Annotated in this window: 18 protein-coding genes; 4 read left to right on the top strand and 14 right to left on the bottom strand. The window is 42.0% G+C overall.

The genetic code is table 11. From position 1 onward, the window contains the following. Positions 1–10: 10 nt before the first annotated feature. The 4 genes from sleB to NOM01_RS08660 form a co-directional block, all read right to left on the bottom strand. A complete protein-coding gene (sleB, locus tag NOM01_RS08675) occupies positions 11–865 on the bottom strand; it encodes a spore cortex-lytic enzyme (RefSeq protein ID WP_255748069.1) in 855 nt (284 codons plus the stop codon). Positions 866–1053: 188 nt separating this feature from the next. Next, positions 1054–2259 (bottom strand): Glu/Leu/Phe/Val family dehydrogenase, encoded by a 1206-nt coding sequence (locus tag NOM01_RS08670; RefSeq protein WP_255748184.1) that lies wholly within the window; start codon positions 2257–2259, stop codon positions 1054–1056. A gap of 230 nt (positions 2260–2489) precedes the next feature. Further along, complete coding sequence (locus NOM01_RS08665; protein WP_255748067.1) at positions 2490–3110, bottom strand: genetic competence negative regulator; 621 nt, start codon at positions 3108–3110, stop codon at positions 2490–2492. A gap of 221 nt (positions 3111–3331) precedes the next feature. Continuing rightward, positions 3332–4099 carry a metallophosphoesterase gene (locus NOM01_RS08660; protein ID WP_255748065.1) on the bottom strand — a complete coding sequence of 256 codons (768 nt, stop codon included), beginning with the start codon at positions 4097–4099 and terminating at the stop codon, positions 3332–3334. Between the two features lie 181 nt (positions 4100–4280). Between NOM01_RS08660 and NOM01_RS08655 the strand changes: the two genes are divergently transcribed. Genes NOM01_RS08655 through NOM01_RS08645 form a run of 3 tightly spaced genes read left to right on the top strand, consistent with a single transcriptional unit; the run spans position 4281 to position 5371 of the window. Further along, complete coding sequence (locus NOM01_RS08655; RefSeq protein ID WP_255748064.1) at positions 4281–4517, top strand: spore coat associated protein CotJA; 237 nt, start codon at positions 4281–4283, stop codon at positions 4515–4517. Then, positions 4510–4779, top strand: a complete 270-nt coding sequence (locus tag NOM01_RS08650; RefSeq protein ID WP_255748062.1) for a spore coat protein CotJB — start codon at positions 4510–4512, stop codon at positions 4777–4779. Before NOM01_RS08655 ends, NOM01_RS08650 begins: the two co-directional genes overlap by 8 nt. 25 nt (positions 4780–4804) lie before the next feature. Further along, positions 4805–5371: a manganese catalase family protein gene (locus NOM01_RS08645; protein ID WP_255748061.1), complete on the top strand. Its 567-nt coding sequence runs from the start codon at positions 4805–4807 to the stop codon at positions 5369–5371. Positions 5372–5434: 63 nt separating this feature from the next. Here the strand turns inward: NOM01_RS08645 and NOM01_RS08640 are convergent, their stop codons facing one another. The 4 genes from NOM01_RS08640 to NOM01_RS08625 form a co-directional block, all read right to left on the bottom strand. Then, positions 5435–5893 (bottom strand): DUF2663 family protein, encoded by a 459-nt coding sequence (locus tag NOM01_RS08640; RefSeq protein WP_255748059.1) that lies wholly within the window; start codon positions 5891–5893, stop codon positions 5435–5437. An 85-nt stretch (positions 5894–5978) separates the two neighbouring features. Beyond that, positions 5979–6542 (bottom strand): CPBP family intramembrane glutamic endopeptidase, encoded by a 564-nt coding sequence (locus NOM01_RS08635; RefSeq protein WP_255748058.1) that lies wholly within the window; start codon positions 6540–6542, stop codon positions 5979–5981. Further along, on the bottom strand, positions 6539–8089 hold the full coding sequence (locus NOM01_RS08630) for a RecQ family ATP-dependent DNA helicase (protein ID WP_255748057.1): 1551 nt from the start codon (positions 8087–8089) through the stop codon (positions 6539–6541). The genes NOM01_RS08635 and NOM01_RS08630 overlap by 4 nt, the downstream gene beginning before the upstream one ends. 14 nt (positions 8090–8103) lie before the next feature. Then, positions 8104–9189 carry a YpbB family protein gene (locus NOM01_RS08625; RefSeq protein WP_255748056.1) on the bottom strand — a complete coding sequence of 362 codons (1086 nt, stop codon included), beginning with the start codon at positions 9187–9189 and terminating at the stop codon, positions 8104–8106. 154 nt (positions 9190–9343) lie between these two features. Between NOM01_RS08625 and NOM01_RS08620 the strand changes: the two genes are divergently transcribed. After that, complete coding sequence (locus tag NOM01_RS08620) at positions 9344–9601, top strand: ferredoxin (protein WP_255748055.1); 258 nt, start codon at positions 9344–9346, stop codon at positions 9599–9601. A 113-nt stretch (positions 9602–9714) separates the two neighbouring features. On the opposite strand, the gene NOM01_RS08615 is transcribed toward NOM01_RS08620, so the two are convergent. From NOM01_RS08615 to NOM01_RS08590, 6 genes are all read right to left on the bottom strand, one after another. Next, a complete protein-coding gene (locus NOM01_RS08615; RefSeq protein ID WP_255748054.1) occupies positions 9715–11502 on the bottom strand; it encodes an ATP-binding protein in 1788 nt (595 codons plus the stop codon). After that, positions 11499–12221 (bottom strand): response regulator transcription factor, encoded by a 723-nt coding sequence (locus NOM01_RS08610; RefSeq protein ID WP_255748053.1) that lies wholly within the window; start codon positions 12219–12221, stop codon positions 11499–11501. Before NOM01_RS08610 ends, NOM01_RS08615 begins: the two co-directional genes overlap by 4 nt. Before the next feature lie 220 nt (positions 12222–12441). After that, a complete protein-coding gene (locus NOM01_RS08605) occupies positions 12442–13164 on the bottom strand; it encodes a pseudouridine synthase (RefSeq protein WP_255748052.1) in 723 nt (240 codons plus the stop codon). A gap of 131 nt (positions 13165–13295) precedes the next feature. Then, entirely contained in the window at positions 13296–13826 is a 531-nt protein-coding gene (locus NOM01_RS08600; RefSeq protein WP_255748051.1) for a spore maturation protein, read from the bottom strand. Further along, positions 13826–14419, bottom strand: coding sequence for a nucleoside recognition domain-containing protein (locus tag NOM01_RS08595; RefSeq protein WP_255748050.1), 594 nt, complete (start codon positions 14417–14419; stop codon positions 13826–13828). Before NOM01_RS08595 ends, NOM01_RS08600 begins: the two co-directional genes overlap by 1 nt. A 4-nt stretch (positions 14420–14423) precedes the next feature. Beyond that, a complete protein-coding gene (locus NOM01_RS08590) occupies positions 14424–15554 on the bottom strand; it encodes a D-alanyl-D-alanine carboxypeptidase family protein (protein WP_255748182.1) in 1131 nt (376 codons plus the stop codon). Positions 15555–15631: the final 77 nt, after the last annotated feature.

Here is a 15631-nt window from a genome sequence, read left to right as displayed (position 1 = left end):
TGCGTCCCCCCTATTTACAAAAAATGTGTTTGCCAATTTTCCCAATCTGAGGTCTAGTCCAGATCCACGCAGATGTTGCTGTGTCCGGATTAAAATAGTAGAGAGCCCCATTCGAAGGATCCCACCCGTTAATTGCATCCATTACTGCTTTCTTAGCCGACTCATTCGGTGTCAGCCATATTTGTCCGTCGGAGACCGCTGTAAATGCACCCGGCTGAAAAATGACATCGGATATATTATTGGGAAAGCGTGGGTCTGCCACTCGGTTGATAATCACCGCAGAAACAGCAACTTGGCCTATATATGGCTCACCACGTGATTCTCCATAAACCGCATTTGCCATCAGATTCACATCTGATTTAGAGTAACCTTGAGGCAAGTTATCCATTGTGTAGTTGCCGCCTTGCTGCGGTGTATTCCCACCTCCGGACTTATTGTTCGCATTGCCTGAATTGCCACCCGATGACTGAGTATTTCTCTTCTTCACTTGCTGATTAAGCGGGACTCCTCCATAATAAGTGAATTCATTTCCTTCTCTTATGTTGCGATTGACAAAGGCTTGGTCATATTGAGAAGCTTTTATTAATTTTTGCTTGGTCGTGCTTCCCACCATACCGTCAACGGTCAAACCAAATTGGGACTGAAAATTACGCAATGCCCAATAGGTTCCATAGCCAAATGAACCGTCAATTTTTCCCTTATAGAAGCTAATGTACTGAAGACGCGCCTGAAGTTCGACGACATCTTCTCCCGTATCACCGCGCATAATGACTCGATTTGAGAATGCATCGGCTTCAAAAGTATGAGACAACAGGAGCGATGCAAGAATAGCAGCACATATGCCTCGAATCAGTCGTTTTCTCAATGACTTAATCCTCCCCGGAGTGTACATAGAGCCACTCAATAGTTCATATGATTTCCTTGAAACTCTGAAATCAGCTTTATGTTTCCAAGAAAAGATGGTTTTATGCATTGAGGAACAGCACAAAAAAAACGATTATGGATACACCATAACCGTTTAAAGCTATCATTATTTCTTTCTCATCCATTCATTTAAATCCAACCGCGCACACGTGCAGACTCTGCAAGTGTGTAAACCCCAGCAAAACAAGACGCTGCCTTCAATGAAATACCGCGTTCCTCAGCTATATTATGTACGCGAGTAAAAGCATCAGCTAAAATTTGCCGAACCCGACGTTCTCCCTCTTCTTTGCTCCAGATCAATCCTTGTCTGTTCTGAGCCCATTCAATATAAGAAGAGGTCATATCACCTGAGCTTGTCAAAATTTCAGGGATAAAAAGGATTCCATTCTGTGTCATCCAATTGGCTGCCTCATCGGTCACTGCTCCATCCGCTGCCTCAACCACAAGTTTACTCTTGATTTTAAGAACATTATTATCTGTAATTTGATTTGCAACCGCAGCAAGCACCATAATATCACAAGGCTTCTCAACAAGTTGCTGACTTGTCAAGGTGTGCTTATAAAGTTTTGTAATGGTTCCGAAACTGTCCCGACATTCAATCAATGTATTCATGTCTAATCCCGATGAACGATAAACCGCTCCATAGGCATCTGAAAGTCCGGTAATAGTGACTCCCGAGTCGGCCAGCGATTTAGCAACATAGCTTCCGAGTGACCCGAATCCTTGCACAATCGCGGTCGAATGCTGCAAATCAATGCCTTTCTTTTTCGCTGCTTCAGAAATGAATAAAACGATACCGCGACCAGCCGAATGTTCACGGCTCTTCAAGCCTCCCAGAACAATTGGTTTACCGGTTATAAATCCGGCAGACTGATCCGGGCATAATTTACTGTACTCATCCATCATCCAGGCCATCACTTGGGAATTGGTAAAAATATCTGGCGCAGGTATATCTTGATAAGGGCCGATAACTGAACGAATTGCTTGTATGTATCCTCTACTTAGAAGTTCAAGCTCATGAAAAGACAGTTCCCTCGGTTCGCAGATGACACCGCCTTTTGCACCGCCAAAAGGAATGTTGAGTAAACCGTTTTTAAGGCTGTTCATCAAAGATAGGCCTTTCATTAAAGGCTCCGAAACCTCAGGATGAAATAAGACACCGCCTTTGGTGGGGCCAATTGAAAAGCTGTGTTGAACCCTGTAACCTGAAAAAACGCGAACTTGTCCGTTATCCATTTTAACAGGTATCCGGACAGCAAGGATTTGCTGCGGCTCTTTCAATAGTTCAAATACATCCTGCGAATAGCCAAGTTCAGCAAGCGATTCTTTAATCATCGCTTGAGCCGATGCTAAGACGCGTTTGTGCTTCGTTAAAAGATCCCGTTGATCAACCGACACCAAAATCTTCCTTTCTTATTTTCTGCACACCATTGTCTCTGTCTTCTTTCCTTTGACGCAACAATTGATTCATCAAGCGGCGTGCGGGTGCATAAAGTTTAATAAACCAGTCATCCCGTCTTCTCCATAACGATGACAAAGTAACCGCAATGAAAAACTCCGCGTGATCAAGAATGCGGAGCTTTAATAAAATAGCGATATAACTCGGATACAGCAATATCTTTTATCAGACATTTACCATATTCCTCAAGTCTGTAAATGGTAATGGTTGATGTATTTCCATACTCCGCAAGGATAGCGACAAGCGTTTCGATATCGAATGCGTCCGATAAATGCTGTTCATTAAAATGTATATAATATTTGTTTTCAAATAGAAATAGGCTTCCTGTTCGAATTCCTAAATCATGAAGTGTTTTCGATAGTGAAATCACATCATCAAATTGCTCAAACTGGTAAAGTACGTCCTGACTTTCATCCAATGTCACCTGCATTTGAATGAAATCTTCGTCATCTTCAAAGTCATCGTCGGATTCATCATCACGATCTTTTCTTCCTCTTGACACAATGACAACCATTCCTTGCGCCGGGAGGGAGAATACTTCAACGTCGATGGGACCGGATGCTTCGAAACCCAATTCGTCATCCGCCTCAAGCATCATATCCCGAAATAATTTCTCGACTCTCGGCAAGTCGTGCCACATATCTTCTTTTGTAATGCCTCGTTCTTTGAGATCGTCAAAAGTCAGGAATATTTTAATCCTGTCGCCATTTAAACGTTCCAGTCGCATCGCAAATGTCCTCCTTGCCGTCCAGCCTAATCTCTTTAGTGTAGTGTCGCAAACTTATACTATAGTTATATGATCTTGACGAATTTCGGTGTCTCTTGCCTGGACATGCATCCAAACGACGAGAGACAAGAACAAATTCGCCGACCAATAGTCGAACGAGAGACTTGAGTGTAGTATACAACGCAAAGACATAATTGTACATGCTTTTACACATTTCCAATTCATCTCTGCTTGAAAGTAAGCATTAATGCATCAGGCTTTGCACCTAAACGCAAAGGCAGTTTAGTTGTCCCGTAACCGCTACTGATTATTAGTGTTCCAAACGGCAGTTCTTTTACCCCTGCCTTCTCTTTTAAAGTAAATCCGAATAAGTTAATTTGTCCGCTGTGCGTATGTCCTGAAATGCAGTAAGCAATGCCCATCTGTGGTGTCAGCGCTTTCTTAATATCTGGATTATGACTGAAAAGAATCGTCGGCACTCCGCTTTTTCTCGCTGCAAGTGTTTTATTTAAATTTGCGTGGTGATGCAGCAAATCATTTAATCCCGAAAAATTGAGTGCTGCACCACTTTTAGTTACAGTATATGTCGTGTTATTTAAAATCGAAACGCCGCTTTCATCAAGCAGTTTTTTTAAACGATCATATCCGGAATCCCAATCATGATTTCCCCAAATGAAAAAAACAGGGCCGAGATTCAACAGCAATTGAATATTTGTGCGCACTCTCGAAAGAGGCACTCCTTTTTCCGTCAGGTCTCCTCCAATAAGAATGTAGTCTGGGGAATCCTTAAACGACTCCAGCCACTTTTTTGAAATCGTGCGCCGATGAATATCCGAGATAAAAAATAACTTCTCACCAATAAAAGGTTCGGGCAAATCATCAATCTCAAGATTGATGGAGATTAATCGATTCATATGCGCCTCACAAAACATGTAAGTAATTAAAATCACAAAAAGGATTATTGCCACAGCCAATAAATCAACAGTCATTGGAAATCACTCCGTATCATAAGGCATATGAATAGTGCCAATGTTAAAAGATTCGAACGAACGTGTGCTTATACGTTCTCGTTTAAAAAAATCGATGAAATCATTGGGTCTATGTACGAGCTGGGATAGCATATAAAGAAATGATGAATAGAAAAATGATTTCAAGAAGGGAGGCGCTGATTTGTCTACATCCAGAAAATGGTACACTCCATACGTCAGTCCAAATGATCCATGTCCACCGCTCGGACCCATTTCTTATGAGACACCCGTGCAGCTCTATCTAGGTTTTCAGCCGCGGGGCATGGAGCAGTTTTCACCATTTGAAGCATTGACACACGGCACATTATGGCCGGGATTATTTACACCATATACCAATCCATATCTCTCAAAAAGAGAGGAGCTGAACACAGATGGATGAACCGATACAAGTACCGGACAGCTATTACTCGGATCTGAAGGCACTCCAAGCTGTTGATTTTACTCTTGTTGAACTGACTCTTTATTTAGACACTCATCCTAATGACCTTGAAGCACTTAAGCAGTTCAATTCAACCGCTAAGAAAAGTGCCGAACTTCGTGACGGATTTGAAGCACGGTACGGCCCATTAAGACAATTTGGGCACAGTCTATCCGCTTATCCATGGCAATGGAAGGATACACCCTGGCCATGGCAAGTATAAACGATGACCGAGGAGGCCGATATTTGTGTGGTATTACGAAAAAAAATTGCAGTATCCGGTGCGTGTCGGCATCTGTAATCCAAGAATGGCAAAATTTCTGATTGAACAATACGGCGGCGCTGACGGCGAACTGGCCGCTGCCCTTCGCTATTTAAATCAGAGATACACAATACCTAGCCGCGTTATGGGCTTACTCAATGACATCGGAACCGAGGAATTTGCCCATTTGGAAATGATCGCCACTATGGTGTATAAACTAACTAAAGATGCGACACCTGAACAGTTAAAGGAAGCCGGTTTAGGTGAACATTATGTTGATCATGGTAAATCAATCTATTATCATAATGCTGCCGGGCAAAACTTTAACATGGGCATCCAATCAAAAGGAGATCCAATCGCTGATCTTTATGAAGACATTGCAGCAGAGGAAAAGGCGCGTTCCAGTTATCAATGGATCATTAATGTCTCCGATGACCCCCAAATTAATGATTCTTTAGGCTTTTTACGCGAACGTGAAATCGTTCACTCACAGAGATTTCGTGAAGCAGTTGAATTACTAAAAGAGGAACAATCAAAAAAAAGAGTATTTTAACGAATAAAAACAGGCAATTTAACGGCTGCTTCTCATGCCTAATAGAAGCGGTCGTTTTTGTAATTATTTATAAAATAAATTGATATCAAATTCCTTCTTCAAATGTCGAAGAATTCCGTAACGGGCCGTATTGCCAAGCTGATCCGGCTGATCATTCATCCATAGTTCTTCCGTGCGATCAATGATCTCTTCCCGTAAATCGTCATAATCATCCTCAGCATCTTCGCGCTCACCATGACAATAAGTAAAGAATAACAGAAACACAGCGCAAATCATCAAGAAAATCCAGCTCGCCGGACGGCTGATCAACATACGTAAATCGCGCATTGATTCGAGCATACCGGGATGAATGAAAAAAGTATAGCCGATTCCAATACCTGCAAATAAGGTAAGACAAAGACCAAAGATTGCTTCTCTATGCTTCCATTTGTCTTTTTCTTTTTTTCTTTTAATGAGCTCTGTTAAAATAGTTAACGTAATTCCAGAAATCCGACCGTTATCGTGATACTCTTGAAGCGACATGTCCTTCACCTCTCTCACATTCATAACTATGAGTGTGACCATGAAATTAGGACAATCACAGGTTACAAATCGTTAATCAAGCACATCATAGACGACCCTTTTTCAAATAATTAAGCGCAATAGGCAACGTATTAATTGTGAAATGTGCTGTGATTGGTGTCAGCAAACTACCCGTTTGAACGAATAGAAAACCGAGACCAAAACTTAGAACAAGGGTTATTCCTAAAAGCGCCGGCTTCGTCACATAACGAATATGTAAAAAGACAAAAATAAGACTGGCAGCAACATATCCTAGTAAGTGCTGAAGAATACCTCTGAATAGAGTCTCTTCAATTAACGAAACAGCAGCCATAATGAGTACAAGCGCTGACAGAGGAAATGCGCGTAACAGATGCTCATTTATTCCTTTGTCATCAAACCATGCATTTGGCAAGACATGCTCGGCAATAGCTTGGATGGAAACCATACCCACTCCGAAACTAAAACCGATCATAAGTTCTAACCCGTTGACTTTGTACCAAGTCGCGAGAGGAAATGACAAGTTGAACAGTTTAATAAGTGTCATTGAAAGCAGCAAAAGCAGGCCTTGAGAGAAATAAAGAGCTCGACGCATCTCAGAATCGGATAAATGAAGATCAGTTCGGCTCATTGTTTCGACCTTTCGCTTTCTTTAAAAATATAGGACAGCCTTTCTTCCCAACTCATCAACTGCTTTCGATTAATCACTGTATCTTCAAAGTTCACCGAATCAAAATCGGCAAGATTGATCCCGCATTGATCGCAGCAATAAACGGGCTTCTCATGTGAATCTTCATGATAAACCTTTAAATAATAGGCTCTTCTGCATTCTGTAGCCGTTAAATAATTTTTCATGATAGAGAGATCGTTCAATAATACCCGTCGGCGCTGCTCGATCATCGACTTGCTTCGTTTAAAAATCGAGTGAAAGGATTGATAGGCAGGCTTTTCCCGTATCCGTTCATAAATGAACCGAGCTGCGGTTTCGCTTGATCCTCGCTCCTGTAAATCGTTCAAAAATTGATCTTTGTTTTTTATTGTGAGGACTCCTTCATCTAACTCATGTAACGTATGGAGCAAAAAGGCATCCTCGGGAAAATTGCTGTCTATAAAGCCTTCCGGATATTGATTATCTTGCGGTGAATAATAAAGAACGGCAAGACCTTGCTGTCCGTCACGCGAAGCACGGCCGATTTCCTGAAGGTATGCATTCATTGTTGCCGGAAAATGAAAATGGACGACCAGTCGAATGTCTGGTTTGTTAATTCCCATACCAAATGCATTGGTACAGCAAAGCAGATCTAATTGATTATCCAAAAATTGGTTTTGTATTTTTCTCCGATCTATTGACTCCATTCCACCATGATAAAAAGCTGCACGAAGTCCGAGTTGTCGTCGTACCAGTTCAGCCAGTCTCTCAGTCCAGTCGCGGCTTGCACAATAAACAATTCCCGGAAGACGTGTGGTACGGAGCAGCTTGCACAATTGTTCCATTTTTTCATCGTCATTGGAAACGTTCCGAACAACAAGTGCAATATTCGTCCTGTCAACGCTCATGATCGTCTGAGCAACCTCATGCAACTCCAAAGATCGAATGATATCTTCTCGCACACGTTCATCCGCTGTTGCAGTCACGGCGAGGCAGGCTGGATGTCCAAGCTGTTCTCTGATACGGGCAAGCTGCAGATAGTCCGGTCTGAATTCATGTCCCCATTGAGATACACAATGTGCTTCATCAACGACAAAAAGCGAAATAGTTATTTTTGCCAAAGCTTCACGTATGTCAGAACGGCAAAGCATCTCCGGGGAAATATAGAGAAAACGCAGCTCTTCCAAATGACGAAGCACGCGGATGCGTTCTTGTGCGTGCATCATTCCGTTCAATGCTCGGGCATGCCTTTCACCTGCGGCGCGCAATGCGTTAATCTGATCTTCCATTAACGACAAAAGCGGTGAAACAATCAATACGGTGCCATTAAGTAAGTAACCGGGAATTTGATAACACAGCGATTTACCGCTTCCCGTCGGCATCATCGCAAATACATCCCTGCCATTTAAAACATCTTGTATGATTTTTTGCTGCCCGGAGCGAAACTGATGATAGCCGAATTTTTCTTTTAAAATTATCTTAGCTTCGCGCAGCAAGTCTTCTTCACGTAAATTATTCAGGCTACCCATTATGTTCCTCTCCTTTATCGAACCGTATTTTTTGCAAGAGCCAGGCGGATTTGGAAATAGGAAACACCTTCTTGAAGAGCTTTTTTAATCGTTTTAAGTTGACGTGTGTTTAAACGGTTTGCATGATCCATTATGCGATGCTCCAGCTCATCGGTAAGATATTCGGACAAGTCAAATGTTGGATCTTTCAATGCAATTTCTACTAAGTGATCTTCAATTGTTCCGATGGACAAATTTCTACGATGAGCCGCTTCCTGTGCTGACAATCCAGATTTCAAGAAACGAAGTGACACTCCGGCAGTGGTTGAAAGTCCGCTCACTCCAGGGCTCATTAATAAAGCAGTAAAAGGGTAGCGTGATTTATTTTTTGATAGTTCCTGCATGATTCTTCTGAGCGCCGCCTTAAAAAAGGTTCGGCATTCAAACAGATCCTTCCCGGATTCATCGGAAATTTGTCTCAAAGTAAGTCCTGTCATATGATATCCGGAAAACTGAGATGCAAATATATTCGCTTCGAGGATGGGGATACTCGTCAATAATCGGCGAATTTCTTGATAAAATTGATGAACTAATTGATTGCGGCTTAGTGAACTTTCCATTATTATGCGGCGAACAGCCTCTGTCACTGCCGGAAACTTCGTAATTGGCAAGAAAGCGGTCTGTTGATAACGAAGTGCCGATAGCGTTTGAATGAGCAATTGCAGTCTTAGCCAGAATTGCTTTTCAGTCGTGACGTAATTTGTTATCCTCAACCCATCCGGAATCATACGTTCAATTTTGAACATGCTTAGCTTATCCATTCCCTTTTCAGTGAGGATGACGCGCGTCTGTTCTGAGTTCACATATTTTATCCACTCATGATCGCCCAGATGCTCGATTAATTTTTGAAACGATTGACGTTCCAGATCATCACATAGATGATAAAACGGCTCCACCCGAAACAGAAAACTGTCCTGTATGCTTTGAGACGATTTTTTGCCTTTTAATAAATGGTATATTCCTGATAGGGTCCTTTCCCCGTTAAACTGCTTGATCAGGAATAGAAGAAGTGTTTCGCTGAACATGAGGGCATCATCCCCAATTCGTACTTTTTCTGTCATGTTTTGTTTCCTTTTATTTTACCCTTTTCCAAGACATGTTTCGACAAATGTTCATTAATTCAATCGATGAATTCTATTGAAAAGATTCAGCTGCTTCATTAAAATGAAAGTGATATAGTAAATCGTTGAAATTGTTATGGAAAGGAAAATGATGATGGCTGAAAAATATACAATTGTAGATAAAGAAACATGTATTGCTTGCGGCGCATGTGCGGCAACTGCGCCTGATCTGTATGATTACGATGATGAAGGAATTGCCTTTGCACTTCTTGATGACAACAAGGGGAACACAGCTGTTCCTGAAGAATTACTTGAAGATCTGGTCGATGCTTATGAAGGTTGCCCGACGGAGTCTATCCGCATATCAGATGCTCCATTTAACGGAAAGCCCGATCATGCTGTCGGCATTTAACCATCTGATCAATGTTCATGCATATAAAACGAGGGTTGAAGCAAACAAACTGCTTCAACCCTCGTTTTATCATTGATTGTTATTAGAGCATGCTATTGCTTAAGATCAACTAATTAAACATGATCACGTCTCAGCGTAAATTGAAATGTGGTTCCCTCTCCCTTTATGCTGTTAACGCTTATTTCTCCGCCATGCGCCTCAACAATATGCTTTGCGATGGCCAGACCCAGTCCAGTGCCGGCCTTTCCTCTTGTTCTCGCTTTATCTGCTTTATAAAAGCGCTCAAAAACGAATGGGATATCTTCTTTGGCAATACCTACTCCGGAATCACGAACAAAGACATAAAGTAAATCATTCTCGATACGCGCTGCAACACATACCGTGCCGCCTTTTCTTGTGTGCCGCACCGCATTGTCAATGAGATTCGTCATAACCTGCTCCACACGATCAGGATCCAATAAAAATGATTGACCGTTGACTTCTGATAATTCGGATTTCATTTGAATCCCTGTGTCTTTTGCTATTTTGTTGAATTTCACAATAATATGTTGAAAAAATTCATCAAGCGAGATTTCACGGCGAACAAGTTGAAAGTGCCCAGTCTCAAGCTTAGCTAAATCGAGCAACTCATTAACCAAACGGCCCATTCGCTTCGATTCATCCAATATGATTTGTGCCATATCTTTTTTTTCTTGAGCACTTTCAGCAATATCATCAATGATCGCTTCACTGTAACCCTGCATCATCGCAATCGGTGTTCTCAATTCATGACTCACATTGGCTACAAAACTTTTAATCATTTGATCATTATGTCTTTCCTCGGTCATATCGCGCAGTACAGCCACAGCACCTCGTATTTTTTCTTTATCATAGAGGGGCTTCATAATCACTACCCAAACACGTCCTTGGACGCCTAGTTCTCGTACTTTTTGTGCACCGTCTTCAGCTACATCGAGAAATAGTACCTTTAAAAGATCCGGGGTATTCCTTTCATTTGGATCTATGTTGTGTTCATAGTTCCAAGAATAAATAAAATGATCTGCTGGCGGGTTACTGGCAGCTATTTGGGCATTCATGTTCATTAAGAGAACACCATCTGCCATGTTCTGCAAAATTCCGGAAAGCTGCTCTTTTTCCTGATTCAGTGCATTCAAATTCATTTTCAGTTTTTTTCTCATATTATTAAAAGCAACAGCCAGATCGCCGACTTCATCACGCGTGATCACGGGAACATTGATATCAAAATTTCCGAGCGCAACTTGCAGTGCCGCTTTCCTCATCTTTCGCAACGGAGAGCCGATTCGTGTTGAGAGAAAAAAGGCAAAAAATGTAGTCAGCAGGATAGAAAATCCGGCACAAATAAAAATCAGCTTTCTTGATTGATCCAGTGCGCTTTGCGCAATCTGAACAGGCTGAATAATATATACGGCTCCATGAACGCTCGCATCTTTTTGTATCGGGACACCGACAATCAGCAAACGTCGGCTTACCTTTTTATTCCCCTTTTGTACCTGAAAAGAACCAACTTTGCTCACTGTTTTCTTTCCATTGAGGGCAGCCTTCAATACTGCATCCTTTTCAAAAAAACTGCGCGTCAAATCAGGGTTGGAGCTCCCCTTAGGACCGCTGCGCACCTGATCATTCATAATCAGTACATAGCCCGCATTATATACATCCGCAATATCATCTATTGATTTGAGTGTCTCATTAACAGAGAGGCCCGATGGACTTGCGAGTAAATGCGCTGACTTTACACCGATTTTTTCCATTTGCTGTTCCGCTTGCTGAATATTACTGTTTTCAAAGAATTGTAATAAAAACAAAGTCAAGAACAGAAGTACGATTGTAACAATCGCTATGATGGTTGCCCAAAGTTTGCCGATAATACTACGCCAAATCATGTTGCAGAATCGACCTCAATTTTATAGCCGACACCCCATACAGTTATAATCATTTCTGCTGCTTTTTCAGAAACCTTATTCAGTTTTTCTCGCAATCGCTTCACATGCGTATCCACAGTTCTAAGATCACCGAAGAACTCGTAATTCCAAACGTCCTTAAGCAACTGTTCTCTTGAAAAAACTTTATCTGGATTTTGTGCAAGGTAATAGAGAAGCTCGTATTCCTTAGGTGTCAAATTCACTTCATGTTGATCAACCTTTACACGATGCGCGTCATGATCAATCATTAGGTGAGGAAATACAATCACGTTTGTCGCTGTCGTTTCCGTCTCCAAAAATTTCGTTTTTGAGGAGCGACGCAATAAGGCCTTTACTCGAAGTACAACCTCTCGCGGACTAAACGGTTTGACAATGTAATCATCTGTACCGACTTCAAACCCTTGAACTCGATTTGCTTCTTCGCCTTTTGCGGTCAGCATAATCACCGGTGTGGCTTTATATTCGCGCAGTTTCTCGCACACCTCTTCGCCATCCATTCCTGGCAGCATGAGATCAAGAAGAATTAGATCATAGTCTTTGTCCAATGCTTTTTGAAGCGCTGTTTCTCCGTCTCCCGCTTCATCAATTACATAGTTCTCACGTTCAAGATACATTTTTAAAAGCTTACGGATTCTCTCTTCATCATCAACAAGCAGAATCGCCGCTTCCTTCTCTTCCATTCAGATCCTCCCTTTTCCACCCAAATCCTTATCTCTTTTCTTTATCGCTCGCTAACCTCAGAAATGGTATTTATGAGGCAACCCCTCTAGATAAACAACACAATACGTTGTCCGATAAATATTTCAAAAAATTTTTTTAAAATACAAAAGCTAACTATGTTGTATTTGTGTCAATCCTATGTCTTATTTTAAACAATTTCTTTAAAAAATACAGTATTATTTATGAATGTCGCGTTATATGCATTAATGTTTTCACTTCATGCGGTTTTAATGCGCGGCTTTCACCCGGATGCAATCCAGTCAATCCAAGAAATCCGTAACGTTCACGCTTCAATTTGCGAACATGAAGATGCAGTGCAGAGAACATGCGGCGAATTTGACGGTTTCTCCCCTCATGTATCGTGAGCTGAACCGAGGCTGTCCCGTTCTCTTTATCGGAAGCAAGCAACTGAACGCGAGCCTTCGCGGTCATGCCGTCCTCCAGGCGAATTCCTGAAGCGAGTTGACGTAATTGATCATTAGTCGGGATTGGATTGACATGAGCTATGTACGTCTTATCAAATTCAAAACTTGGGTGCATTAATTTGTTTGCGAGCTCACCGTCATTCGTCATTAAAAGAGCCCCTGATGTATCATAATCCAATCTGCCTACTGGAAAAATACGTTCAGGCACCTGTTTAAAAAAATCAACAACCGTGGTCCGATTGCGGTCATCCTTTACGGTCGTGATCACACCGGTCGGTTTGTAAAATAAAAAATAGACAAGTCGTTCCTTGTCAAGCGGTACACCATTAACGGTCACCTTATCGTTTACCGATACCTTTGTGCCAAGTTCCGTAATGGTATCTCCATTGACTTGCACTTTACCTTCTACTATCAGTTGTTCCGCTTTGCGCCGCGATGCGACACCTGCTTGGGCAATAACTTTTTGTAATCGTTCCATCCTTCCACCTCAGAAACATCATAACGCGAAGAAAATGTTTTCTCAAGTTTCATCATTTATTCACTTTCCATTCACATTCAAGACAAAAGAAAAGAGCCGTCGGAGTTCAACGCACTCACTCATTCATAATCTCAGCCAAACATTAAAGTTACGATCCATACAGCACAAATGACACCGACAAGATCCGCCAGCAGCCCGACTTTAAGTGCATCTCCTATTTGATGAATACCCACTGCGCCAAAATAAACCGTAACGACATAAAAAGTCGTATCCGTACTCCCTTGCATCACAGAAGCCAGACGTCCGATAAAGGAATCAGCACCATAAGTATGAATAAGATCAGCCATTAGTCCTAGAGCACCTGTTCCTGATAGAGGGCGCATCAAGGCAAGCGGAAGGACTTGCGGCGGCATTCCGACAGCCGAAAGCAGTGGCGCAATAAGATGGATCAACGCTTCCATAGCACCAGAAGCACGAAACACACTGATGGCCACCAGCATTCCAACCAAAAATGGCATCACCGATATGGCTAGGGAGAAGCCTTCTTTCCCTCCTTCAACAAAAGCATCATATGAGGGAACTTTCTTAAACGTCCCATAGAGCAAAACAATCGCGATCAGACAAGGAACAAGCCAGGTTGAAAACGTTGTGATTAGCCCCATCATTTTCTCCCCTTTCGCTTCCTCCGATGATAGAAATAGCGGTCAATACAGAGAGCGGCTGCAGTTGTGCAACACGTAGCAATTAAAGTCGGACCAACAATATCAGTCGGTACTTCTGCCCCATACTTCATACGGATCGCAATCACCGTCGTCGGAATTAATGTCAATCCCGATGTGTTTAATGCAAGGAGCGTGATCATGGATCGGCTTGGCGTCTTCTTCCCTCTATTAAGCTGCTTGAGCTCCTCCATTGCTTTAATCCCCATTGGTGTCGCCGCATTTCCGAGTCCAAACATATTTGCAATGGTATTTGACAGGATGTAGCCCATCGCAGGATGGTCCGGGGGTACCTCAGGAAAAATCTTTTTCATCACCGGCTTGAATAAATGACTCAGCTTATCCAATAATCCTGATTTCTCTGCTATTTTCATTAATCCAAGCCAAAAAATCAAAACACTGATCAGGCCGAAACAAATCTGCACAGCATCGCTTGCTGAAGTGAACAATGCTTTATTAACATCATCCATTGTTCCATTAACGGCAGCATAACCCATACCGATGAGAAACAGGGCAACCCAAATTATATTGATCATAGGCTCATCGCCCATCCCCAGTGACAATTGCATGAAGAAAGCCACTAAAACGCGACCAAAATCCCTTCTTCTCCTTATAATTTGAATGATAATAGACAGGCAGCGAAGCCAATTTCTTCTGTTCCACATACAGATTCAATCGTCCTGCAGGCGATGCAGGCTTCCAATGTTTATCTTTCTTTGGCTTTATAAGTAATAAATTCTTTTTTAATTGTTTTTTTTCATTGTTCGTCAAAGGTACTGTTACAGAGCGCTGAACATAGAGTTTATTTTGATAAAAAGTGTGGACATGTGCGTTCAGTTTTCCTTTTTTTATGACTTGAATTGCTTTGTAGCGTGCAAAGGCCCACTCGAACATACCTTGATGATCCTGCCAATCATCACCATCATTTAAGGTGACCGCAATTAAATTAAGATGATTCTTTGACGCTGTTGAAATCAGTGTTCTTCTCGCTTTTTTGGTGAATCCTGTTTTTCCCCCGGTCGAATATTTATACAAGCGAAGCATTTTATTTTTATTTTTCCATGCGCGAGCAACTTCCTTATTTGTAGCTGGAACCCGATGAATTCTTGTTCCGACGACCTTGCGAAATTGAGCATTGTCCATTGCATAGCGCATGAGCAGTGCCATGTCATATGCGGTTGAATAATGATCCGGATTTTCAAGGCCGTTAGGATTGGTAAAATGGGAATTAGTCATGCCCAAAACATGTGCCTTTTCGTTCATCATTAGAACAAAACCAGATTCGCTTCCGCCTACTGCTTCAGCAATCGCACGTGATGCATCGTTTCCTGAACGAAGCATGAGCCCGTACACCATATCTTTAAGCTTCATTTTCTCTCCGGCTTTCAAATAAATCGACGATCCTTCTGTACGAAGCGCCTCTTGACTCACTGTAAAGGTCTTATTCATTTTGCCGGATTCAATGGCTAGAATTGCCGTCATTACCTTGGTAATGCTGGCAATGGGTAATTTCTCATTGCTGTTGTACTTAAATAAAACGCGTCCAGACGTTTGGTCCATAAGCACAGCAGATTGTGCGGATACTTTGGGTTCCGCAGCCTTTGATTGATGCGGGAAGAAGGCAAAAATAAAAATGAAACAAAAAAGATAAAATAAAACTCTCTTTAACATGATCCCCACAATTTTCATCCCCTGTCCTGATCCAAATCGGACTCATATTAAAGGGGCAAAACGAACCGGGAAGATCA

This window comes from Sporolactobacillus sp. STSJ-5 (assembly GCF_024385605.1).
Classification (GTDB): Bacteria; Bacillota; Bacilli; order Bacillales; family Sporolactobacillaceae; genus Sporolactobacillus.
Note: the sequence above shows the minus strand (reverse complement) of the source record. Positions and strands in the feature narration are given on the sequence as shown.

Bases quoted from the DNA above. Each gene is read 5' to 3' on its own strand.
- NOM01_RS08670 (WP_255748184.1), bottom strand. From the start codon at position 2,259: ATGATTAAAGAATCGCTTGCTGAACTTGGCTATTCGCAGGATGTATTT.
- NOM01_RS08665 (WP_255748067.1), bottom strand. From the start codon at position 3,110: ATGCGACTGGAACGTTTAAATGGCGACAGGATTAAAATATTCCTGACT.
- NOM01_RS08660 (WP_255748065.1), bottom strand. From the start codon at position 4,099: ATGACTGTTGATTTATTGGCTGTGGCAATAATCCTTTTTGTGATTTTA.
- NOM01_RS08650 (WP_255748062.1), top strand. From the start codon at position 4,510: ATGGATGAACCGATACAAGTACCGGACAGCTATTACTCGGATCTGAAG.
- NOM01_RS08640 (WP_255748059.1), bottom strand. From the start codon at position 5,893: ATGTCGCTTCAAGAGTATCACGATAACGGTCGGATTTCTGGAATTACG.
- NOM01_RS08635 (WP_255748058.1), bottom strand. From the start codon at position 6,542: ATGAGCCGAACTGATCTTCATTTATCCGATTCTGAGATGCGTCGAGCT.
- NOM01_RS08630 (WP_255748057.1), bottom strand. From the start codon at position 8,089: ATGGGTAGCCTGAATAATTTACGTGAAGAAGACTTGCTGCGCGAAGCT.
- NOM01_RS08625 (WP_255748056.1), bottom strand. From the start codon at position 9,189: ATGACAGAAAAAGTACGAATTGGGGATGATGCCCTCATGTTCAGCGAA.
- NOM01_RS08620 (WP_255748055.1), top strand. From the start codon at position 9,344: ATGGCTGAAAAATATACAATTGTAGATAAAGAAACATGTATTGCTTGC.
- NOM01_RS08615 (WP_255748054.1), bottom strand. From the start codon at position 11,502: ATGATTTGGCGTAGTATTATCGGCAAACTTTGGGCAACCATCATAGCG.
- NOM01_RS08610 (WP_255748053.1), bottom strand. From the start codon at position 12,221: ATGGAAGAGAAGGAAGCGGCGATTCTGCTTGTTGATGATGAAGAGAGA.
- NOM01_RS08605 (WP_255748052.1), bottom strand. From the start codon at position 13,164: ATGGAACGATTACAAAAAGTTATTGCCCAAGCAGGTGTCGCATCGCGG.
- NOM01_RS08600 (WP_255748051.1), bottom strand. From the start codon at position 13,826: ATGGGGCTAATCACAACGTTTTCAACCTGGCTTGTTCCTTGTCTGATC.
- NOM01_RS08595 (WP_255748050.1), bottom strand. From the start codon at position 14,419: ATGATCAATATAATTTGGGTTGCCCTGTTTCTCATCGGTATGGGTTAT.
- NOM01_RS08590 (WP_255748182.1), bottom strand. From the start codon at position 15,554: ATGTTAAAGAGAGTTTTATTTTATCTTTTTTGTTTCATTTTTATTTTT.